Raw genomic sequence first — 20104 nt, forward strand, 5'->3', positions numbered from 1 at the left:
ACCGCCTGAACCCGACCGGGGACGGCGCCCCGGGATCGAACCGCGCCCCGCATGAGCCTTCCAGCCCATTCCTTCCGCGAGAATGCCAAAAGGCCAGACCGGGGTCAGGAAGGCCAGCAACGCGGCCACGATGACGATGATCCCGGCCACCAGGAAGATCAGGGCGATGCCGCGGGACATCCCTTCGCCCAGCAGCGGGGCCAGCTGGGCGGCGCCCTCAGTGGACCGCGCGTACGGGATGATCCAGAACTGGGCGATCGGCGCAATGAGGAAGGCGGTGATCGGCGCTGCCGCGGACTCGAACGCCATGGCCAAGCCGAACACCCGGCCCTGCCGGGGCAGCGGCACCACCTGCTGGATGACCGTCTGCTCTGCGGCCTCCACAAAAGGAATCAGCAACATGTACAGCCAGATCCCCAGGATGAACAGCCAGGGCCACTCCCGCACCGTGAACACCGCGCCGAGGAAGCCCATCAGGATCACCGCGATGAGCAGTGTGCGCAACGGGTTGGAACCGAGTCCGAACTTGCCGATCAGCGCACCGGCCACGAGGAACCCCGTGGCGCCCACGGCGAAGACCGTCCCCCACAGCTCCACGGGGAACATCTCCAGGCCGTACGGATCCATCAACGCCATGTAGACGCCGCCGATGAAGTTGTTGAACGTGGAGAACAGGATCAGCGCGAACAGTCCCGCAACGGCCAGTACCGCGGCGAGGGAGCCGCGGAGATCGAACGCGCCGTGTGCGTCAGTGGCGGCTGCCCGCACTTCCTCCGGCATCCGCAGCGTGAGAAGGTGCGCGAACGCCAGCCCAGTGAGGACCACTGCGACGACGACAGTCCAGCCCATGCCCAGCAGCCCAACTGAGAGGCCGGAGAGCACCGAGGTGACGAGAAACGCCAGCCCCTGAACCATGCCCACCAGCCCGTTGGCGTTGGGCCGCCGGTCCGGCTCGATGAGGATGGTGACTATGGTGGAGAGGGCCACGTTGCGCATGTTCTCCACCACCCCACCCACCAGGATGATCACGGCGAAGATCCAAAACCACGGCTGGGTCAGGTCCAGCAGGCTGGTTGTGGGCGTTATCAGGAACATGACCCCGGATACCGCGAACATCACCAGGGTGAAGCCAGCGGCGAAGCGCATCACGGCCAACTTGCGGTTGCGGTCCACGAAGGTGCCGAAGCTGATGCTGGAAAGGGCGATCAACAGCATGTAGGCGCCGCCGATCACCCCCGTGGCGATCACGTTGCGCGTCTCCAAGTAAACCCAGAAAGTCAGGGCGAACCAAAGATAGCTGGTAGTGATGTTGGCGAGGCCGGTGTTCACCAGGATTCCGGCGAACGTGCGGGAACGCTGTGCCGGACTGCGCATGGACGTGTTGATGGACTCCGGATCGCCGAGGCCCGGAGCCGCAGCGACCCCGGCCAGGGCCGGTTCGTCCTGGGTCATGCGTCCCAGTTTACTGACAACCCTCGGCCGCGGACAGCGTCACCACGCACCTAAGAAAATCTGCACAGAGCACGACGCCGGCACTCACCTGAATGCCGGCGTCGGACCTTGGGAGCGTGTGGCCTTTCCAGGTCGTGTGAATTTATCCAGAAGCAAATTCGCCAGCAGAATAATTTCCGTTCGCCTCATTAAGCGGAAATTCATCATGGCCGCGAGGAATGCACGCTTGGGGGGAAGTTGGTAGCCACACACGGACCCTTCAGCTCCGTGAGGACGCCACCTGCGGCCCACCTCACAGGCCGACGATATTTTATAAGGAAACTGGCACAAAAAATATAAGTGTGTATGGTATCGGGTAGATACACAGCATAGAAAGGTGGAATTCCAGTGTCAGGAAAATCCCCCAGGAGCAGAAGTGTTAAAAAAGCGGAAAAGTCAATTCTCGAAAAGCGCGCCGATAAAAGAGCTAAAAGCGAAACCAGCGAAATTCGGTTCATAAAGACGCGCAAAAACCAGCGCTAGTGTGCCGCGGCCTGAGGCCGGCCCTGAGAAACGTTCAGCCCCAAGGACAAGACCATGAACACCACCTACAACGCCCTGATCGTCCCTGCCCACCTCACGCAACCGGTGCGCATCGAAAGTGTTGACATGGACATGCCGGCACTGCAGAAGCTGGTCGCCGGAAACATCGAATCCATTACCAGCAGGGACTGGCACGTCTACTTGAACGACGAGGGCAGCCGGCTGCCCCAGAACTTCCGTGCCGAAGTGCTTGCCCGCGAGGCAGGCATCGTTCTCGACGGCACGCTCAACGGGACGGCGGTGTTCCTGGGACACGGAACCCGCGGCGACGAAACCGACGCTCCGTGCCACCTGATCCGGCTTGCCGAGGCGCTCTTCGGAATACCGCTGGCTGCCTAACCGGTCCAAAGACATATGCCGCCGCGCTGGGATAATTAAGGGAGCCAGGCTCGCGGATCTTCAACCCGTTGATAGTGGCGTTCCAGAGCGTTCCCAAGATTGCAATCGCCCCGCTCATCGTCTTCTTCCCTGTGCTGGTGGCCGGCTTCGCGGGCTTCAAATCGGTGAAGCGCGAACGGCGGGACGTCATGCAGTCGCTGGGTGCCTCCAAGTGGCAGACCTTCACCATGCTGGTCCTGGGTGTGATGGGCTTCGTCCTGGTCCAGATTCTCGCCTTCATCCGCAAAGGGCCTCCTGTTCTGGTCCGCTGCAGCCCGGGGCGCCAAGGCCGGCGCCGGAGCCGACGGCCAGGCGATGACTGAGGAAGTCCTCATCACGCGTTTCCACGTCAGCCGTGCTCCCGTACGCCAGGCGCTCAAGGAACTCGTTGACGAGGGATACGTCTACCGCGAACGGGCCAAGGGAACTTTCCCGGTGCAAGGCCTGAACGTGCAACGGCCCGCCACGCTGCAGCTCGGCGGCCTCATGGGCTACCTGCGCGAGCAGGGCCTCTCGCCCGAGGCCACGGTGCACGGGGTGACCCGCGCTGTTCCGCCGGCCGACGTGCGTAAGCAGCTCGGCCTGGGCGCCTCGGAAAAGGTTCTCACTTTCACCCCGCGTCATTACCGTGAATGACGAGAAGCTCGTCAGTTTCAAGGGCTATCAGTGCAGCCCGGCGGAGTTCGAACCCACCAGCCGCGAGCTCGAGGACGCAGGCTCCGCGTTCGATCCGCTCCACCAGCAGCGCAACATCGACCTCACCCGCTCGGAGCACCACGTGTGGGCGTCCGGGCGAAAGGGGAGGACGCCGCGGCCCTGGACCTAAGCGAGGGCGAACCGATTATGGTTGTTGAGACCTTGCTGCTCACCCGTGACGGCCGGTCCGGTGGCTGGCGCCGTGCCATCCACCGTGCCGATGACTTCAATTACGTCTTCGCGTCCAACTGGTAACAGCACCCTGGGGTAGCGGCGTCCTGGGGGAGCGGCACCCAAGGCAAAAGGACGACGGCGGGAGGTACCGTCGTCGTCCTTCTGCTTTGCCGGACACGACACCTTCCGGACACTGCCGTGGGGTGGGACGATTTCAGTATGAGTGAGAACAGCGCTGACAGCATTCAGGACCATGGCCCGCACCAGCACGCCCACGCCGCTCCGACCACGCAACAAATGCGGACCGTGGGTCAACGCCGCCGCGATGCGGAGGAAAAGCTGGAGCACCACCTCGACGTAGCCCGCCATAAAGGCGATTTGCTCGGGCACCACGTGGATGCCGAGGGCGAAGGATCCCCAGAGCAGAAATGATCCAGGCCGGCGCAGGGCTTGATTCCGCTGAACGCTGCCTGAAGCGGGGTACCTTGTGTTCATGGGGAGCCATGGTGGGACTCCTTGAAACCTGCGGCCGCAACGACAAGCTTCGTGGGCCGCCGTCGGGAACTCAGCGGGGCCAAGAAGAGATTCTTGACCGCACGGCTGGTCACCCTGGCGGGTCCGGGAGGTGTGGGCAAAACGCGGCTGTCGCTTCGGCTCGCTGCCCAGCTACGGCGGAACTTCCCGGATGGCTTCTGGTTCGTGGAGCTTGCCGAGATGCGCGAGCCGGCGCTGCTCGCCGGTACGGCCCGCAAGGCGTTGGACCTGCGCGAGCAGGGGACCGTTGAATCGGCCGATGCCCTGGCCGCGCACCTGAGGGACAGACGGCTGCTCCTGGTGCTCGACAACTTCGAACATCCGACCCGCCACGTGGCGCAGCTGACCAGCAGACTCTTGAAGGCCGGGTCTGAGGTACGGATCCTCGCCACCAGCCGGGAGCCGTTGGGCCTGGTCGAGGAGCATGTGGTGCCCGTGCCGCACTAGGGCAGCCGCGAGGCCCGCAACATCGAGGCCTCGCCGGCCCGTTCGGGCTTCAGCGGCACGGGACTGATCAGCACCGCCGGCCCGCGGTGCAGGACGCCGTCCGAGAGCGGCCGGCAGCGAACGCCGCCTCGCCCGCGCATCGCTTTGTAGGCGCCGGGTGCGAGCATCTGGTCCATCCACGCGCAGGGATTGGCGGGCCGGCCGGCCTTGAGCCGCACCTCACGTCCGCGCGATTCCAGCACGAAGTCCCCACCAATAAGGGGCGCCAGGTGGGCGCCGCGGAGCACAACGTTGCGCCGGGTCAGGAGCGGATCGAAAGGCCCGGCACCCAGCTCCGCCGCCATGGCTTCGAGGGCCTCAACGGAGATCAGGGTTACAGCCGCGTCCATATGTGCAGCCTTGCCGAAAAACCGGTCACCGACGATGCCCTTGCCGGCAACCAGTTCAACGCTCTCCGCATCAGTGGTGGGGACGTCCGCCGCACCCTCCCGCGCGCGGCCGAAGTAGGCGTGCGCCGGGGACACCAGCAGATGCAGGATTTCGACGTCGTACCGAAAGCTTTCCGTCATGCTTCCAAACTATCCCCCAGGCGGGTGCGCGGCACCCGCGGGAGAAGGGCGACGGCGGAAAGTCCCGCCGTCGTCCGCCGCCCGTCTTGTCTGGGGCGCCGCGGTGACAACCGCGGGACGCACGCCCCGAGCTGCGGTCTCGTGGAATGTCAGACCCTCGCTGGATGATTGAGACATGAGAAACCCGGAAGTGGCAAAGGCATTTGAGGACATCAATGCCGCCATCGCCGTGCTCAGTGGCGTGGTCAGCGGACCGGGTGCGCTTTGCGGGACTGACCCGTTGCGGGCGTTGTCCGAGGATTGCCTCAATGTGCTGACCGGGACGGCGGGATCGGACGCCCGGATGGCTGCCCTGAAGGCCCAGGCTGCCGCACAATTCGCTGTAACGGCGGCGTCTGTGGCGCCTCCCGGTGCCTCGCCCGGGGAAGGCTCGGCGCGCGAGGCAGCGGTGACCGCGGAGGTCGCGTGCGTCCTGACCATTGGTGAACGGGCCGCCGGTTCTCTGCTAGACCAGGCGCAGGTGCTGACCACCGCTTTGCCGCTGACCCTGTCCGCACTGCAGAAGGGCGCTATTTCGTGGCAGCACGCCCGGGCCATGGTGGAGGAAACCGCCACCCTTGACTCGGACGGTGCTGCCGCGCTGGAGGGCCACTTTTTGGGTCCGGACGCGTCGGACCCCGCTAGTAGTTGTCCTGCGGGGGAGATGCCGGCGTTTCGGTTCCGGCACAAGGCCCGCACCTGGCGCGAACGCCACCACGCCGAGAGTATCGAGAAGCGCCACGCCAAAGGTGTCCTTGACCGCAGGGTCGAGTACGCGCCGGACCAGGACGGAATGGCCTGGCTCTCGGCCTATCTTCCCGCACACCAGGCGGCAGCCATTTGGAACCGAACCACCGCTGTCGCCCGAGGGCTCCAGGGCCCCGACGAGCCCCTGACCCTCACGCAGCTCCGCGCTGACGTCCTCGCCACCGCCCTCCTCAACAGCGGAAGCCAGGAAGGACGTGATCCCGGGCGCATCCCGCCGCCGCGGGCGCAGGTGCTGGTGACGGTTCCAGTGTTTTCGCTGCTCGGCGTCACCGAGGAACCGGCGATGCTGGACAGTTACGGCCCGATTCCGGCATCGATGGCCAGAGAGCTCGTGGCGAACGGGGCAGAATCGTTCTACCGGGTCCTGGTTGACCCGCGGGACGGGGCGCCACTGGAAATCGGCCGCAAAAGCTACCGTTTGACCAAGGCCATGCGGAACTGGGTGCGGCTGCGTGACGGAAAGTGCCCCTTCCCGGGCTGCAGCAACCACTCCCTGGACAACGAAGCGGACCACATTCTCGCGTGGGCCCACGGCGGCACCACCGGCGTAGCGAATCTGGGACAGCCGTGTCCCCGCCACCACAGGCTGAGACACACCAGCGCCTGGCGGCCCACACCAGCGACCAAAAACGAACCGCCCGGCTGGATCTCGCCACGCGGCCGGCACTACAAAAGCGAACACCAGGATTGAGAACCACCACATTGGCCCAAAGACGTAAAACCGGAATCACTCCCGGGGCTGGAAGGGGGCTCCCATCCGCCGCTCACAACAAGCGGTTGTCGGTACCACGCATCGCGCAGCGCTCCCCACGGCCACCCGGATTGTCTCCACACAGGGATGTCGTTGGGAGAAGAGGCTGTGGAAGGGTTCCTCCGCGCCCTCGGCTGACGTCACAACCGCGGGGACGCCCGCCCCCGTGCCCACTAGGGCAAGCCCGCCACGGTCGCCGTCCCCGAAATCGAACTGCCCGCTGGTCCCTTCATGCATCAGTTGCGTGGGGTCGTCAACGTGGTCCAGCCCCAGGACGTGCGGCTGAGACCTGCGAAATGGGGGCACCGCGCCATGGGTCGGGAGCTTGAGTCTTGCCCACTGCCTCATCGATGGCCCACTGCGGAATGCGCCCACTGGGCGAACGGCGGACGGGCGGAAGACCCTCGTCGCCAGAATCTGATCCCAACAGTCCCCCTTGCACCGCCACGTCCATCACCCTTGAAGCTCAGCTCAGCATAGTGCCCCGCACTGAAGCGGACGACGGCGGTGCCTCCCGCCGTCGTCCGCTGTTGCTTAGGTGCGGGGACTACTTCCGGTTGGTATGCCTGCGGCCGCGGCGGTGGGCCCCGTTTGCCGGGCTTGGCTTCCACGGCTGATGGGGTAACGGAATGGTCTCCTGGAGCGTACTATCGGGCCATGATGGACGCCGACGAAGCTGAGCTGCAGCGACGGATAGCACTCCTCGTACCGTTCTTGCGGGAGCTCGGATCGCGCACCCTTAAAACGTATGCGAAGGGCGGAATCCTCGAGGCCATCCCGGACAACTCATGGCCGGTGGCGGATGCCCTGTTCAAGCGCCGGGACAACGGCTTTACCTACCATCCGCACGGTGCTGTGTACTTGAACATCACGCGGGACGGTGACCTCCAGCTCGCCCTTCCGGACGGTGCAGTTCCACTCCATGAAGGCATGACGCAGTACATGCAGCTGGCCCATGAGACGGATCTGGAGGATTCCGGCCCGGCGGACGGAGCGACGGAGTGGTTTCCGCCACCGCAATTTGTTCTCGTTGCAGAAACCTCCCGGCTTTTCATCGAATCGGCCGCCCTGAGCGGCCGCTCGGGTATCACCACTGGCCTCGTCCCCTTGGAGCAGTACGTGGGGGAGCGGGCACAACTGTTTGTTGAGGGTTTGCGGGCGGCACTCTGAGCGTTAGCCTTGGCGGTCGTCGGCCACCATGACAGTTTCTGTTTATTCGGCGGCTCCTGCCGCTGTCGTCCGCTCACCTCGGGAATGAATCCCAAAGCTTGAATGTTCAAGCATGCATGGACTTTGGCATCTTTACCTTCGGCGAACTTACCCGCAGCGTCAGCACCGGCAGCGCACCCTCACCGCAGCAGCGGCCGAAGGAGATCATTGAGCTCGCCAAACTGGCGGACCAGGGGGGCCTTAACTTTTTGGGCCTGGGCGAGCACCACCGGCCCGACTTCGCGCTTTCGGCCCCGGAAATCGTCCTGGCTGCCATCGCCCGGGAAACCACCAACCTCCGGCTCAGCACTGCGGTCACGGTGCTGTCCACCCAGGACCCGGTGCGGCTCTTTGAGCATTTCGCCACGCTGGACCTCATCTCCGACGGCCGTGCCGAGATCATCGCCGGCCGCGGTGCCTTCATCGAGTCCTACCCGCTGTTCGGCCACGACACCGCCGACTACGACGGCCTGTTCGACGAGAAGCTGCGGATGCTCCTCGAACTCCGCGACAACGCAGTGCTCGACTGGAAGGGCAACCTGACCCAGATCATTCCCGGCATGGACATCGCGCCGAGCAGAACGTGCCGCGCAACGTGGAACATTTCCCGCGCTCCACGTTCGATGACTGGAGCGATCCGGGTGGCGGATTGCTAGTGGGAAGCCAGCAGCAGGTCATCGAGAAGCTCCTCGAAATCCACCAGACCCTGGGCAACAGCCGCTACATGGCGCAGATCGGCCTCGGCGGCCTGCCGTACGCCGAAACCGCCCGCTCCATCGAGCTCCTCGCCACCGAAATCATGCCCGCCGTCAACCGGGAACTGGGCGCCGGGGCAGCTTAAACCCAACGGAAGCTGACGACGGCGGGAGGTCCCGCCGTCGCGGTGGTTGAGCTTGTGGAAACGTGGTTTCGACACGCTCAACCACCGATTGGTCGGGAGCTCGACCACCGATCAGCCGTCGGCTCGACCACCGATCATTACCCGGTTGCGGGGTTTGTCGGTAGTCTGTGGGGCATGGTGCGGACCTTGGCGGATATCGGAGCGGAAGTCGTTCTGCTCGCAGGGGCCGGCCGCGCCATTTTGCTCCAGATCGCGAACCCTGCGGTTGGCCACGGCGTCGCCGAGCACAGTGACTTTGCTGGCCGGCCGCTGGAGAGGTTCCGTTCCACCGTCACCTATGTGTACGCGGTGGTCTACGGGAATGAGGACCAGGTCGCGGCTGTGCGGCGCAGAGTGAACCGCGCCCACTCCGCCGTGCGCCGCAAGCCGGATGCCGGTTCCCACGGCTACAGCGCCTTCGACGCGCAGGCCCAACTGTGGGTGGTGGCAACGCTGTATGACACCGCCGTCACCGTTTACGAGAAAATCTACGGCCCGCTGGATGACGAGACTTCCGAGCTGATGTACCAGGACTACGCGCGGATCGGGACCGTCCTGCAACTCCCTGCCGAGCTGTGGCCGGCCGACCGTGCAGCGTTCAGGACGTACTGGGATGCACGCCTGCAGGTGCTGGAACTGGACACCGTCACAGCGCGCGTGGGCCGCGAACTGCTCTACCCGCCAGCCGGTCCGCTCTGGCTCCGGATGAGCATGCCGCTGATCCGGTTCATCACCGCAGGCCTCCTGCCCGACCATCTCCGGAGCAGCTACGGGCTGCCGTGGAGTGACCGCCACAGCCGCCTGTTCGACCGCACCACCCGGTGGTCCGCGCTGGTGTATCCACGGCTGCCACGGACCGTCCGGCATTTCGTCAAGGACTACTGCCTCGGCCGGCTCCGCACGGCCTAGTTAGACGCCTAGCTCCTCCCGGAGCGCTGCCACGTGGCCCTGGGCCTGGATCTGGTACTGGGTGTGCGTGACCTTGCCGTCGGCGTCGAGCACCACGGTGGAGCGGACCAGGCCGTCAACCACGTCGCCGTTCACAATTTTTTCGCCCCAGGCGCCGTAGGCCAGTGCAACGGCGTGGTCCTCGTCGGAGAGCAGCGGGAACGTCAGGGCGAAGTCGCCCGTAAAGGCTGCCAGCTTCTCGGGCGCGTCCGGGGAGATGCCCAGGACTTCGTAGCCGGAGGACTGGAGGCTGGCGAGGTTGTCGCGGAAGTCGCACGCCTCGGTGGTGCAGCCGGGGGTGGCGGCCTTCGGGTAGAAGTACACAATGACGTTGCGTCCGCGGTAATCGGAGAGGGAGACCTTCTGGCCGTCAGCGTTCAGCAACGCGAAATCGGGGGCCTGGGTTCCGGGGAGGAGTTTCTGGGTCATGAAGTGATCCTTACTTGTGGGACACCGGCAGTGGCCGGCGATCAATTGATACGGGTAGCGGACAGCCTAGATGCAGTATTCCGCCGGTCCGCGGACAGTGCTGCCCGGTCCGGGCACGAACTGGTAGCCGCCCCCACGCACCGTGGCGATGGCGTAACGGGCCGAACCCAGCTTGCGCCGAACGCGGGCCACATACGCGTCAATGGAACGGAAACCCGCGCCGGGGCAGTCCAGGGACTCAAGTACGCGCTGCAATTCCCCACGTTGAATTGGCCGGGACTGGTTCTGCACGAGGTACCGCAGGAGGCTGTATTCCATGCCCGTGAAGCTGACTGGGACGCCGTCCAAAAGAACGGTACCCGCGGCCAGGTCCACTGCCACGGTGCTGCGCCGCCCGGCCAGGGATACTGGCGGGTCAACAGTGTCTGAACCTTCGACGGCGGCAGTCCCGTCGTCGGCGTCGGGCCACATCTGGACTTCGGCTTCCGGTGCAAGCCGGAAGGCACGGGCCAGGACCGCCTGGGCGGCCTGGGCCCAGACCGCTGGGTCGATTTCCTGGCCCTCACAAGGCCGCAGCCAGACCGCCAGACCGCGTGGCTGAAGCCCCGGCCGGCGCCCGGCACCGGTGCCGGTGCCGGACTGGTCGCCTGGACGGGATCCGGCGCGCGGCCGCGGGTACGGGGCGTGGACGTTGACGGCCATCGCGCTGCGCCTAGACGCCGCCGCGGCGGATCAGCGTGCCGCTGGGCGTGCGGCCATCGATCTCGTTGCCGCGCAGGTAGGTTTTGCGGACGACGCCGGAGAGCGCCTTGCCATCGTACGGAGTGATGGGGTTCTTGTGCTTGAGCTTCGTGACGTCCACGACGAACGCCTCATCCGGCGCGAAGATGGAGAAGTCCGCGTCATAGCCGAGGGCCAGCTGGCCCTTGTTGTGCAGCCGGGCCAGGGCGGCGGGCTTCTCAGCCATCCAGGAAACCACCTGTTCCAGGGCGATGCCCCGGTGCCTGGCTTCGGTCCAGATCAGGGACAGGCCCAACTGCAGCGAGGAGACGCCGCCCCAGGCCACGGCGAAGTCGCCGTTCTCCAGGTCCTTCAGGTCCAGCGTGGAGGGGGAGTGGTCCGACACGATGCAGTCGATGGTCCCGTCCTGCAGGCCCTTCCACAGCAACTCCCGGTTGGACGCCTCGCGGATGGGCGGGCAGCACTTGTATGCCGTGGCACCGTCGGGGATTTCCTCGGCCGTGAGGGTGAGATAATGCGGGCACGTCTCCACGGTCAGGTGGACGCCGTCGCGCTTTGCACTCGCGATCATGGGCAGCGCATCGGAGGAGGAGAGGTGCAGGATATGGGCGCGGGCGCCGGTCCAGCGGGCGCGCTCGATCACCTCCGCGATGGCCTTGTTCTCGGCGCCGCGCGGACGGGAGGCCAGGAACGTCTCGTAGTGGTCGCCGCCGGGGTGCGGGGCGCGGTCGATGGCGTGCGAGTCCTCGGCGTGGACAATCATGAGGGAGTCGAAGGACTTGAGCTCGGCCATGTCCTCCTCCATCTCGTCCGCTTCGAGGTGCGGGAACTCGTCCACGCCGGAGTGCAACAGGAAGCACTTGAACCCGAAGACGCCCTCGTCGTGGAGGGGGCGAAGGTCCTGCTTGTTGCCGGGAATGGCGCCGCCCCAGAATCCGACGTCCACAAAGGCCTGGTCCTCGGCCACCTCGCGCTTGAGCTTGAGGTTTTCCACGGTGGTGGTGGGCGGCACGGAGTTCAGCGGCATATCGATGATGGTGGTGACTCCGCCGGCGGCGGCCGCTCGGGTGGCGGACGCGAAGCCCTCCCACTCGGTGCGGCCGGGTTCGTTGACGTGGACGTGGGTGTCCACCAGCCCTGGAAGGAGGGTCTCGTCGTCGGCCAGTTCGATCAGTTCCGCGCCGGCGAGGCCGTTGCCGAGCGGTTCGATGGCCACGATCCTGCCGCCGCGCACGCCCACTTCACGCGGTGCGATGCCAGCGGTGGTGAGGATCCGCTGGCCCCGGATCACAAGGTCAAAGCGTTCTTCAGACATTCAGGGGCTCCTTTACGCCAATGCCACCTGCGGGGTCCGGGTTGGCCAGCCCCTGCAGGATGTTCTTTCCCAATTGTTCAAGCAGGGGCCCTGCTTGAGCTATACATATTTCTACCTTGGGTTCCAAATCGGTCAGCGCGTAGACGTGCCGGAAACCGGAATTCTGCTGCTGTTCCGTGGCCAGTGTGGTGCGTCCGCAGACGGCCACCACCGGAATGCCGGCCGCGGCTGCCGCCCGGGCCACGCCCATGGGCGTTTTACCCAGCAGACTCTGCTCATCCAGGCTGCCTTCGCCGGTGATCACCAGGTCGGCGCCGCTAAGCCGGTCTGCCAGTTGGGTGAATTCAAGCACGACGTCGATGCCGGGCCGCCGCGTTGCGGCCAGGACCGCGATGGCAGCGTAGCCCACCCCGCCGGCGGCCCCTGCTCCGGGAGCTTCCGCCGCTTTGATGGCGCGGAATCCGATTTCCCTGGCCAGGACTTCGACAAACCTGGCCAGGGCGGCGTCGAGCGTGCCGACGTCTTCTGGTGTGGCACCCTTCTGCGGGCCGAATACCATTGCCGCGCCCTCGGCGCCGAGCAGGGGATTATCGACGTCAGATGCCAGCACAAAGCGTGTGTCCACCAAACGTGGCTCAAACTCTGTGAAGTCGATGCTGTGCAGGTCCGCCAGGGCGGCGCCGCCGGCCGGCAGTTCGTTGCCTTTGGTGTCCAGGAACCTGGCGCCGAGTCCCTGCAGGAGTCCGGCGCCGCCGTCGGTATTGGCGCTGCCGCCCACGCCGAGAATAATCCGGCGGCAGCCCGCATCCAGTGCAGCGCGGATGAGCTGGCCGGTGCCCAGGCTCGAGGCTGTGGCGGCGCTGGTGGAATCGGGCTGACCGCCGGCGACGACCTGCGGAAGGACTGCAAGCCCTGACGCGGTGGCCATCTCAATGACTGCCTCGTGGCCGCGGACGGCGAAGTCAGCCTCGATCGGCTGGCCGGTAGGCCCGCTGACCGTGGCGCTGCGGCGGGTGAAGCCGGAGCCGATGGCGGCATCCAGGGTGCCCTCGCCGCCGTCGGCCACGGGAATCCGCAGAACGTCCAAATTGCCCACTTGTGCAGTTCCAGCGGCGGTCTGCAGGCCCTGTTCCAGGTGCCTGCAGACCTCCGGGGCTGACAATGACCCCTTGAACTTGTCCGGGGCAATCACGATCCGCATTGCTTAAGCCTGCAGGGCCAGGATGGCGGTCGGGGCGTCGGCGGCCGTCTCAGCCAGTTCCTCGAACTCGTTGACCGCGTCGATTTCCACACCCATGGAGATGTTGGTGATCTTTTCCAGGATCACTTCCACCACCACGGGCACCTCGAACTCGGCCATGAGGGCCTTGGCCTTGTCGAACGCGGCCGGCAGGTCCGCCGGGTCCTCCACGCGGAGGGCCTTGCAGCCCAGGCCTTCGGCAACCTTCAGGTGGTCTACGCCGTAGCCGTTGGTCTCGGGGGAGTTGATGTTCTCGAACGCCAGGGACACGTTCTGTTCCATCTTGAAGCCGCGCTGGGACTGGCGGATCAGGCCCAGGTAGGAGTTGTTCACCACCACGTGGATGTACGGGATGTTGAACTGGGCACCCACGGCCAGTTCCTCGATCATGAACTGGAAGTCGTAGTCACCGGACAGCGCAACCACGGACTCGTCCGGCTTCCCGCGAACGACGCCGAGGGCAGCCGGTCCGGTCCAGCCCAGCGGGCCCGCCTGGCCGGCGTTGATCCACTTACGCGGGCCGAACACGTGCAGCATCTGCGCGCCGGCAATCTGGGACAGGCCGATGGTGGACACGTAGGTGGTGTCCTTGCCGAAGGCCTTGTTCATTTCCTCGTACACACGCTGCGGCTTAATGGGGACATTCTCAAAGTGCGTCTTGCGGTGCAGGCTGGCCTTGCGGTCCTGGCATTCGGTGACCCAGGCGCTGTAGTCCGGCAGGGACTTTGCTGCCGCGCGCTCTTTGGCGAGGTCGATCAGTCCATCCAGTGCCGCGCCGGCGTCGGACGCGATGCCCAGGTCCGGCGAGAACACGCGGCCAATCTGCGTCGGCTCGATGTCGATGTGTACAAACTTCCGGCCCGCGGTGTAGGTGTCCAGGCCGCCGGTGTGGCGGTTGGCCCAGCGGTTGCCGATGCCGATCACAAAGTCGCTGCGCAGGTAGTTCTCGTTGCCGTAGCGGTGCGAGGTCTGCAGGCCCACCATGCCGGCCATCAGCTGGTGGTCGTCCGGGATGGAGCCCCAGCCCATGAGCGTGGGGATGACCGGAACGTTGAGGATCTCGGCCAGCTCAACCAGCTGCGCGGAGGCGCCGGCGTTGATGATGCCGCCGCCGGCCACGATCAGCGGACGCTCGCCTGCGGTGAGCATGTCCAGGGCCTTTTCCAGCTGCTTGCGGGAGGCTTTGGGCTTCTCCACGGGCAGGGGCTCGTAGGTATCGATGTCGAATTCGATCTCGGCCATCTGCACGTCGATGGGCAGGTCCAGCAGCACCGGGCCGGGGCGGCCGGAGCGCATCAGCTGGAAGGCTTTCTGGAAGGCACCCGGGATCTGGCCGGGCTCCAGGACGGTCATGGCCATCTTGGTGACCGGCTTGGCGATGGATTCGATGTCCACGGCCTGGAAGTCTTCCTTGTGCAGCTTGGCGACGGGGGCCTGTCCGGTGATGCAGAGCATGGGGATGGAATCGGCCCACGCGGCGTACAGACCGGTGATCATGTCGGTGCCGGCAGGGCCGGACGTGCCGATGCAGATGCCGATGTTGCCGTCCTTGGCGCGGGAGTAGCCGTCGGCCATGTGGCTGGCGCCTTCGACGTGGCGGGCCAGGGTGTGGCGGATGCCGCCGTGGGCCCGCATGGCCGAGTAGAAGGGGTTGATTGCCGCGCCTGGCAGGCCGAACGCCTCGATGGCGCCTTCCTTTTCCAGGATGGCAACCGCTGCATCAACGGTACGCATCTTGCTCATGGTGTGCTCCTTGAAAGTCTGTTTTTGGGTGTGCTGAAGTAGCCCGGCGAACCGTCGCGGGGCACTGCGGGGGAGTCGGCGTCGTAAATTTCGACGGCGGCCGGTGTGTCCGTGTCGAAGTGCCCCGTTCTGGGGCTGCTCCTACTTGCGGCCGCTGAGCTGCAGGACCTGCTTGAAGAGGCCGGAGTGGTCGAGGCCGCCGTCGCCCTGGTTGACGGTCGCAGCGACGAGCTGTGCGACGACGGCGCCGAGGGGGACGGCGACGTTGGCTTCGCGGGCTGCGGAGGTGACGATGCCCAGGTCCTTGTGGTGGAGGGCCAGGCGGAAGCCGGGTTCGAAGTCGCGGTCCAGCATCTTCTGGCCCTTCTGGTCGAGGACCTTGGAGCCGGCCAGTCCGCCGCCGAGGACCTTGAGGGCCGCGTCGGTGTCCACGCCGTAGGCCTCGAGGAAGGCGATGGCCTCGCCGAGGACTTCGATGTTGACGGCCACGATCAGCTGGTTGGCTGCCTTGACAGTCTGGCCGGAGCCGGAGGGGCCGACGTGGACGATGGTCTTGCCCACGGCGTTGAGGACGTCCTGTGCTGCCTCGAAGTCTTCCGCGCTGCCGCCCACCATGATGGAGAGGGCGGCGTTGATGGCACCCTGCTCGCCGCCGGACACCGGGGCGTCCAGCGCGCGGATGCCGGCTGCCCGGGCATCGTCCGCGAGCCGCTTGGCCACATCCGGGCGGATGCTGCTGGCGTCGATCCAGAGGGTGCCCTTCTTCGCGTTGGCGAAGACGCCGTCCTTGCCGCTGACTACACCCTCAACATCAGGGGAGTCCGGCACCATGGTGATGACGACGTCGGCATCCTTCACGGCGTCCGCGATGCTCGTGGCACCCTTGCCGCCTTCGGAGACCAGCTTGTCGATCTTGTCCTGGCTGCGGTTGAAGCCGGTGACGGTGTGGCCGGCCTTGACCAGGTTGATGGCCATGGGCAGGCCCATGATTCCAAGTCCGATGACTGCAACGTTGCTCATTGTGGTTCCTTTACTGAAAGTCTGTGGTGGGGCTGGTGTGCTGGTTCCTGGCCCAACTGACTCGCATTAGATGTCGTGAAAATGGCATTTCGCGACGTTAACTGCCAGTCAGTTGGGCTGGGGGCTACCGGGTGACGTGCTGGCGGATGGCCCAGCTGAAGGCCGTTTCCTGAGGTTCCTTGTATTCGAGGCCGATGTAGCCCTCGTAGCCGAGTTCGCGGCTGCGGGCAATCCATTCGCCTAGGGGAAGCTCGCCGGTTCCGGGAGCCCCGCGGCCGGGGTTGTCGGCAATCTGGATGTGGCCGAAGTCCTTGGCGTGGTTCTCGATGACGGCTGCTACGTCGTCACCGTTGACTGCGAGGTGGTAGAAGTCCGCGAGGAGCTTGATGTTCCCCGCGCCGGTTTCTTCTTTGACCCGGGCGATGACATTCAGGGCGTCCTGTGCCTTGAGCAGCGGGTATTTGGCGGCGCCGCTGACCGGCTCGAGGAGGACGGTGCCGCCGATGCGGGCGACTCCTTCGGCAGCTGCGGCAAGGTTCTTGACGGCCAGCTCATCCTGCGCTTCGGGGGTGAATTCGTCCTGGCGGTTGCCGTAGAGGGCATTGAAGGCCTTGCAGCCGAGGCGTTCGCCGATGCCGACAACCACGTCGATGTTGTCCTTGAATTCGGAGCAGCGTCCCTTCCAGGAGACCAGGCCGCGGTCACCGCCCGGCATGTTGCCAGCGTTGAAGTTCAGGCCCGTGAGCTGGACGCCGGCATCCTTGATCGCGTTCTCAAACTCGGTGACCTGGGCGTCGGTGGGGACGGAGGCTTCGAAGGGCCACCAGAACTCGACGGCGTCAAAGCCGGCAGCTTTTGCCGCGGCGGGGCGCTCGAGCAGGGGCAGCTCCGTCAAGAGGATGGAGCAGTTCACTGTGTACGTCATCGTAGGTCCTTCCGAGGAGGGCTTTGATCCATCTTCCTGCGCTTCCCGGTTCTTTACCGTTTCCGCTTTGTGGAATTTAGATTCTGCTTTATGAAAAGTGTAGGGAAGGAAGGGCGGGCGAGTCAAGGGGAGCCCTGACGGGAGTTGCGACGTTGCTGCCAGTTGTGTGGGAGTTTTACACACCGTCATCGACACCCTGCGGCACACTGTCCCTATGACGTTCGTGAATGTGGGCAGCCTTGGAACCAAACCGGGCCAGCAGGACGACTTAGTGCAACTTCTGCTCCGGCCGATGGCCGGACTTGAGGCGGCCGGCTGCCTCCGGTATGAGGTGGGTGTCAATCCTGATGTGCCGGACACCGTGTTCGTGAGCGAGCTCTGGCAATCCGCCGAAGCACACCAGGCCTCGTTGCAGCTGGACAGCGTGCGGGCCGCAATTGCTGAGGCCATGCCGCTGCTCTCGGGGGAGATGGGCGGTACCCGTTTCACGGTGGTGGGATCGCCGCTCCGTTGAGTCACGGATCGCTCGTGGAAGTGCGCCTGCCGGGCGCTGAGTAGTTACGCCCGTTACCCGGCTAGATGCGTCCGAATCGAGTCTTCAAACAGGCTCATTTTCGCAGGCACGAACCCTGGCGGCCACTGTGGTGGTTCCCAGTCTGATGTTCGCTTTTGTACTGCCTGCCCGAGGGCGACATCCAACCGGACTTTCCTAATCCGCTTGGGCTGGGACAGCCAGTGCCGCGGAACCCGAGCAGACCTCAGGAGAGGACCGGAACCAAGGCAATCTTTGCCCGGATTGAACGGGTATTCATTGTTGGAGTGATGGACATCTTTTGCTCCTATTAAGGATGCGATCAACTAATTAAGGATGCGATCAACTAATTTTTTGACACTGTCAGGCGGACGCGCCTGAGCATGTCGGGATTGATCTGTGTGGCAGCCCGCAGCCTGCCGTCCCGATTTTAAACAGCACGCCCCGAATTAGCGAGGGCTCGACTCCGGATCCATGTTGAATGTTGTGGTCCGGTAATCCCATGTTGCGCCTGCAGTTGGTCCGCGTGCTCGGGCCGCTGCTACCTCTTTTAAATAGGCAAACCGGGCGGTCAAGGGACCGCCCGGTGCCGCGAGCTTAGGAGAGGCGCAGCCTGGGTGCTGCGAGCCTACGTCAGGCGGATCTGGCGGTTCATGTCCTTGTAGAGCAGGTAGCGGAACTGGCCGGGGCCACCGGCGTAGCAGGCCTGCGGGCAGAAGGCGCGCAGCCACATGAAGTCGCCGGCCTCCACCTCAACCCAGTCGTTGTTCAGCAGGTACATGGCCTTGCCCTCGAGGACGTACAGGCCATGCTCCATCACGTGGGTCTCCGGGAACGGGATGACGCCACCCGGCTGGAACGTCACGATATTGACCTGCATGTCGTGGGCCAGGTCGCTGGAGTCCGTGAAGCGGGTGGTCTTCCAGGCGCCGTCAGTGTCCGGCATCGCGGTGGGTTCCACCTCGGCATCACTGGTGACGAAGGACTTGGCCTCGTAACCCTCAAGCCGCTCGTAGGCCTTGCGGATCCACTGGAAGGAGACGACGTCGTCGGAGACGTTCTCCAGTCCCCAGGTGGCGCCGGCGGCCAGGTAGGCGTAGCCGCCTTCCTCGAGCTGGTGCAGTTCGCCGTCCAGCGTCAGGTTGACCTTGCCTTTGGTGACGAAGATGACGCCCTCGACGCCTGCCTCAAACTCGGCCTTGGGGGCGCCGCCGCCGGGGCCGATCTCCACGATCAGCTGGGAGAACGTGGTGGCGAACCCGGAGATCGGGCGGGCGAGGATCCAGGACCGGGTGTTGCTGAAACCGGGCAAGGTGCTGGTCACGATGTCCGTCATGACGCCCTTGGGGATGACCGTGTAGGCCTCCGTGACGATTGCCCGTTCCGTGGTCAGATGCGTCTGCGGCGGCAGGCCGCCCTGCGGGGTGTAGTACTTGCCCATCATGGGATCCTTACTTCGAAGTGGAGTGTGCCAGCCGCGGGTGCGCCAGTGCGGTCAGCTGGGAAAGTTCGACGCCGGCGAGCGCCTGGACCTCTTCGGTCCCCACCGCGCCGCATTGGACACCCCGCAGGACAAAGGCGGCCAGGGCCCGGGCGGTGGCCGGTTCGTCCATGACCCCGCCTTCGGTGTGGTCGACATAGTTGCGGAGGCGTGCTGCGGCGGCCGGGAGGCCCTCACGATAGAACGCATACGTGGCTGCGAACCGGCTGGGCAGCTGGGCGGCGTGCAGGTCCCAGCCCTGGTAGTAGCCCCGCTCCAGCGAACGCCGGACGAGCCGTCCGTGCAGCTTCCAGGCATCTTCGACCGCGTCACCCACCGGGATGATGTTGGTGGAACCGTCGGAGAGGCGGATGCCGGTGCCCGCGACGGCCAGCTGCATGACTTCCTTGGCGAAGTCCGCCACCGGGTGCTCCATGGACTGGTACTCGGCCGAGATCTGCAGCGACGCGGAGTAGTCGTAGGTGCCGTAGTGCAGGGCGCTGATGCGCCCCGGAACGACGTGCGGCAACTGCGCCACGGGGGAGGTGCCGTCCGGCCCGAGGATCAGCTGCGGCGTTTCCACCTGCACCTCGAAGCGGAGCCGGCCGGCGGGAAGACCGTGGACTTCCTCCAGCCGGGACACCGCAAAGTCCATTGCCTGGACCTGGGCTACGGTGGTGACCTTGGGCAGGGTCAGGATGAGCCCGGCAGGCAGTTCGCCGGCCTGCGCGAGCGTGGAGACGAACAGGTCAAGGGTTTTCAGGCCGCGGGCCCTGGTGGGCGCCTCGAAGCACTTGAACCGGATGCCGATGAACGGCGGGGCGGTGCCGGCTGCAACTGCTTCGCTGACCGCCCGGGCCGCGGCAACCGTGGCAGCGTCCTCCGCTTCGTCGCCGCGGTCGCCGTAGCCATCCTCGAAGTCGAGGCGCAGGTCCTCGATCGGTTCGGTGCTTAGCTTGGCAGCGACCCGCGACGCTACTGCCCCGGCGAGTTCGGCGTCCTGGCCCAGCAGCGCGCCGAGCGTCTCGAACCCGCCGTGTGCCTCCGCAGTCGTGAGCGCCTGGGCGCCCCAGTCGGCAGCGAACGACGGCGTGAAACGGTCCGCCGGCACGTACACGGTGTGCACGGGCTGGCGGGTGCCGTCGTCGCCGGGGTAATTGCGTTCCAGCAGCTGGTCGGTGGTGGCCAGCTGTGCGTCGATGGCGGCGAGGTCCGCCGCTGAGAGCGACGGCGTGGGGGAGACCGCCATGCC

The 20104-nt window shown here is 65.5% G+C and carries 23 protein-coding genes and 1 pseudogene; 13 read left to right on the forward strand and 11 right to left on the reverse strand.

Annotation, left to right across the window (positions count from 1 at the left end):
- On the reverse strand, positions 1 to 1452 hold a 1452-nt coding region (locus ABIB27_RS17530; RefSeq protein WP_354254484.1), incomplete at its 3' end, for an MFS transporter.
- A gap of 576 nt (positions 1453 to 2028) precedes the next feature.
- Here ABIB27_RS17530 and ABIB27_RS17535 point away from each other — a divergent pair.
- The 7 genes from ABIB27_RS17535 to ABIB27_RS17565 all read left to right on the forward strand — a co-directional run bounded on the left by ABIB27_RS17535 (position 2029) and on the right by ABIB27_RS17565 (position 4263).
- On the forward strand, positions 2029 to 2373 hold the full coding sequence (locus tag ABIB27_RS17535; RefSeq protein WP_354254487.1) for a DUF3846 domain-containing protein: 345 nt from the start codon (positions 2029 to 2031) through the stop codon (positions 2371 to 2373).
- 74 nt (positions 2374 to 2447) lie between these two features.
- Positions 2448 to 2735, forward strand: coding sequence for an ABC transporter permease family protein (locus tag ABIB27_RS17540; RefSeq protein ID WP_354217210.1), 288 nt, complete (start codon positions 2448 to 2450; stop codon positions 2733 to 2735).
- A complete protein-coding gene (locus tag ABIB27_RS17545) occupies positions 2728 to 3048 on the forward strand; it encodes a GntR family transcriptional regulator (protein WP_354217211.1) in 321 nt (106 codons plus the stop codon). The genes ABIB27_RS17540 and ABIB27_RS17545 overlap by 8 nt, the downstream gene beginning before the upstream one ends.
- Positions 3041 to 3238 (forward strand): hypothetical protein, encoded by a 198-nt coding sequence (locus ABIB27_RS17550; RefSeq protein WP_354254489.1) that lies wholly within the window; start codon positions 3041 to 3043, stop codon positions 3236 to 3238. Before ABIB27_RS17545 ends, ABIB27_RS17550 begins: the two co-directional genes overlap by 8 nt.
- Positions 3239 to 3255: 17 nt before the next feature.
- Positions 3256 to 3363: a hypothetical protein gene (locus tag ABIB27_RS17555; protein ID WP_354254491.1), complete on the forward strand. Its 108-nt coding sequence runs from the start codon at positions 3256 to 3258 to the stop codon at positions 3361 to 3363.
- Positions 3364 to 3501: 138 nt separating this feature from the next.
- Positions 3502 to 3714, forward strand: coding sequence for a hypothetical protein (locus ABIB27_RS17560; RefSeq protein ID WP_354217213.1), 213 nt, complete (start codon positions 3502 to 3504; stop codon positions 3712 to 3714).
- A 156-nt stretch (positions 3715 to 3870) separates the two neighbouring features.
- The gene (locus ABIB27_RS17565; RefSeq protein WP_354217214.1) at positions 3871 to 4263 is read left to right on the forward strand and encodes an AAA family ATPase; all 393 of its coding nucleotides are present in this window, start codon (positions 3871 to 3873) and stop codon (positions 4261 to 4263) included.
- Here ABIB27_RS17565 and ABIB27_RS17570 read toward each other — a convergent pair.
- Positions 4260 to 4832, reverse strand: coding sequence for an MOSC domain-containing protein (locus ABIB27_RS17570; protein ID WP_354217215.1), 573 nt, complete (start codon positions 4830 to 4832; stop codon positions 4260 to 4262). The two genes, ABIB27_RS17565 and ABIB27_RS17570, sit on opposite strands and share 4 nt — an antisense overlap.
- Positions 4833 to 5007: 175 nt before the next feature.
- Here ABIB27_RS17570 and ABIB27_RS17575 point away from each other — a divergent pair.
- The 5 genes and pseudogenes from ABIB27_RS17575 to ABIB27_RS17595 all read left to right on the forward strand — a co-directional run.
- Positions 5008 to 6327 (forward strand): annotated as a pseudogene (locus ABIB27_RS17575) (HNH endonuclease signature motif containing protein); the annotation flags it as partial.
- A 720-nt stretch (positions 6328 to 7047) separates the two neighbouring features.
- Positions 7048 to 7560, forward strand: coding sequence for a hypothetical protein (locus ABIB27_RS17580; RefSeq protein ID WP_354217217.1), 513 nt, complete (start codon positions 7048 to 7050; stop codon positions 7558 to 7560).
- Between the two features lie 116 nt (positions 7561 to 7676).
- Positions 7677 to 8255 (forward strand): LLM class flavin-dependent oxidoreductase, encoded by a 579-nt coding sequence (locus tag ABIB27_RS17585; RefSeq protein ID WP_354254494.1) that lies wholly within the window; start codon positions 7677 to 7679, stop codon positions 8253 to 8255.
- Entirely contained in the window at positions 8255 to 8440 is a 186-nt protein-coding gene (locus tag ABIB27_RS17590) for a hypothetical protein (protein WP_354217219.1), read from the forward strand. Before ABIB27_RS17585 ends, ABIB27_RS17590 begins: the two co-directional genes overlap by 1 nt.
- A 174-nt stretch (positions 8441 to 8614) precedes the next feature.
- A complete protein-coding gene (locus ABIB27_RS17595; protein ID WP_354217220.1) occupies positions 8615 to 9388 on the forward strand; it encodes an oxygenase MpaB family protein in 774 nt (257 codons plus the stop codon).
- Here ABIB27_RS17595 and bcp read toward each other — a convergent pair whose 3' ends face one another.
- The 7 genes from bcp to ABIB27_RS17630 form a co-directional block, all read right to left on the reverse strand.
- Positions 9389 to 9856: a thioredoxin-dependent thiol peroxidase gene (bcp, locus tag ABIB27_RS17600; protein WP_354217221.1), complete on the reverse strand. Its 468-nt coding sequence runs from the start codon at positions 9854 to 9856 to the stop codon at positions 9389 to 9391.
- Positions 9857 to 9922: 66 nt separating this feature from the next.
- Positions 9923 to 10558, reverse strand: a complete 636-nt coding sequence (locus tag ABIB27_RS17605) for a winged helix-turn-helix domain-containing protein (protein ID WP_354217222.1) — start codon at positions 10556 to 10558, stop codon at positions 9923 to 9925.
- A gap of 10 nt (positions 10559 to 10568) precedes the next feature.
- Entirely contained in the window at positions 10569 to 11912 is a 1344-nt protein-coding gene (gene allB / locus ABIB27_RS17610) for an allantoinase AllB (RefSeq protein WP_354217223.1), read from the reverse strand.
- The gene (locus tag ABIB27_RS17615; RefSeq protein WP_354217224.1) at positions 11905 to 13113 is read right to left on the reverse strand and encodes a glycerate kinase; all 1209 of its coding nucleotides are present in this window, start codon (positions 13111 to 13113) and stop codon (positions 11905 to 11907) included. Before ABIB27_RS17615 ends, allB begins: the two co-directional genes overlap by 8 nt.
- A 3-nt stretch (positions 13114 to 13116) precedes the next feature.
- Positions 13117 to 14895, reverse strand: coding sequence for a glyoxylate carboligase (gcl, locus tag ABIB27_RS17620; RefSeq protein ID WP_354217225.1), 1779 nt, complete (start codon positions 14893 to 14895; stop codon positions 13117 to 13119).
- Positions 14896 to 15036: 141 nt separating this feature from the next.
- Positions 15037 to 15915: a 2-hydroxy-3-oxopropionate reductase gene (locus ABIB27_RS17625; protein WP_502909268.1), complete on the reverse strand. Its 879-nt coding sequence runs from the start codon at positions 15913 to 15915 to the stop codon at positions 15037 to 15039.
- 124 nt (positions 15916 to 16039) lie between these two features.
- Positions 16040 to 16840: a hydroxypyruvate isomerase family protein gene (locus tag ABIB27_RS17630; RefSeq protein ID WP_354217226.1), complete on the reverse strand. Its 801-nt coding sequence runs from the start codon at positions 16838 to 16840 to the stop codon at positions 16040 to 16042.
- A gap of 214 nt (positions 16841 to 17054) precedes the next feature.
- Here ABIB27_RS17630 and ABIB27_RS17635 point away from each other — a divergent pair, with 214 nt between their 5' ends.
- The gene (locus ABIB27_RS17635; protein WP_354254496.1) at positions 17055 to 17354 is read left to right on the forward strand and encodes a putative quinol monooxygenase; all 300 of its coding nucleotides are present in this window, start codon (positions 17055 to 17057) and stop codon (positions 17352 to 17354) included.
- A gap of 646 nt (positions 17355 to 18000) precedes the next feature.
- On the opposite strand, the gene ABIB27_RS17640 is transcribed toward ABIB27_RS17635, so the two are convergent.
- Positions 18001 to 18813 (reverse strand): bifunctional allantoicase/(S)-ureidoglycine aminohydrolase, encoded by an 813-nt coding sequence (locus tag ABIB27_RS17640; protein WP_354254506.1) that lies wholly within the window; start codon positions 18811 to 18813, stop codon positions 18001 to 18003.
- A gap of 10 nt (positions 18814 to 18823) precedes the next feature.
- Entirely contained in the window at positions 18824 to 20101 is a 1278-nt protein-coding gene (locus tag ABIB27_RS17645; protein ID WP_354217229.1) for a DUF6986 family protein, read from the reverse strand.
- Between the last annotated feature and the right edge of the window lie 3 nt (positions 20102 to 20104).

The organism is Arthrobacter sp. UYEF21, assembly GCF_040546085.1.
Taxonomy (GTDB): Bacteria; Actinomycetota; Actinomycetes; order Actinomycetales; family Micrococcaceae; genus Arthrobacter.

What these genes read in the sequence shown, in the direction of transcription:
- ABIB27_RS17570 (WP_354217215.1), bottom strand. Translation starts at nt 4,832, where the DNA reads ATGACGGAAAGCTTTCGGTACGACGTCGAAATCCTGCATCTGCTGGTG.
- ABIB27_RS17555 (WP_354254491.1), top strand. Translation starts at nt 3,256, where the DNA reads ATGGTTGTTGAGACCTTGCTGCTCACCCGTGACGGCCGGTCCGGTGGC.
- bcp (WP_354217221.1), bottom strand. Translation starts at nt 9,856, where the DNA reads ATGACCCAGAAACTCCTCCCCGGAACCCAGGCCCCCGATTTCGCGTTG.
- ABIB27_RS17535 (WP_354254487.1), top strand. Translation starts at nt 2,029, where the DNA reads ATGAACACCACCTACAACGCCCTGATCGTCCCTGCCCACCTCACGCAA.
- ABIB27_RS17595 (WP_354217220.1), top strand. Translation starts at nt 8,615, where the DNA reads ATGGTGCGGACCTTGGCGGATATCGGAGCGGAAGTCGTTCTGCTCGCA.
- ABIB27_RS17560 (WP_354217213.1), top strand. Translation starts at nt 3,502, where the DNA reads ATGAGTGAGAACAGCGCTGACAGCATTCAGGACCATGGCCCGCACCAG.
- allB (WP_354217223.1), bottom strand. Translation starts at nt 11,912, where the DNA reads ATGTCTGAAGAACGCTTTGACCTTGTGATCCGGGGCCAGCGGATCCTC.
- ABIB27_RS17640 (WP_354254506.1), bottom strand. Translation starts at nt 18,813, where the DNA reads ATGGGCAAGTACTACACCCCGCAGGGCGGCCTGCCGCCGCAGACGCAT.
- ABIB27_RS17645 (WP_354217229.1), bottom strand. Translation starts at nt 20,101, where the DNA reads ATGGCGGTCTCCCCCACGCCGTCGCTCTCAGCGGCGGACCTCGCCGCC.
- ABIB27_RS17545 (WP_354217211.1), top strand. Translation starts at nt 2,728, where the DNA reads ATGACTGAGGAAGTCCTCATCACGCGTTTCCACGTCAGCCGTGCTCCC.
- ABIB27_RS17615 (WP_354217224.1), bottom strand. Translation starts at nt 13,113, where the DNA reads ATGCGGATCGTGATTGCCCCGGACAAGTTCAAGGGGTCATTGTCAGCC.
- ABIB27_RS17625 (WP_502909268.1), bottom strand. Translation starts at nt 15,915, where the DNA reads ATGAGCAACGTTGCAGTCATCGGACTTGGAATCATGGGCCTGCCCATG.
- ABIB27_RS17580 (WP_354217217.1), top strand. Translation starts at nt 7,048, where the DNA reads ATGATGGACGCCGACGAAGCTGAGCTGCAGCGACGGATAGCACTCCTC.
- ABIB27_RS17585 (WP_354254494.1), top strand. Translation starts at nt 7,677, where the DNA reads ATGGACTTTGGCATCTTTACCTTCGGCGAACTTACCCGCAGCGTCAGC.
- ABIB27_RS17635 (WP_354254496.1), top strand. Translation starts at nt 17,055, where the DNA reads ATGACGTTCGTGAATGTGGGCAGCCTTGGAACCAAACCGGGCCAGCAG.
- ABIB27_RS17630 (WP_354217226.1), bottom strand. Translation starts at nt 16,840, where the DNA reads ATGACGTACACAGTGAACTGCTCCATCCTCTTGACGGAGCTGCCCCTG.
- gcl (WP_354217225.1), bottom strand. Translation starts at nt 14,895, where the DNA reads ATGAGCAAGATGCGTACCGTTGATGCAGCGGTTGCCATCCTGGAAAAG.
- ABIB27_RS17605 (WP_354217222.1), bottom strand. Translation starts at nt 10,558, where the DNA reads ATGGCCGTCAACGTCCACGCCCCGTACCCGCGGCCGCGCGCCGGATCC.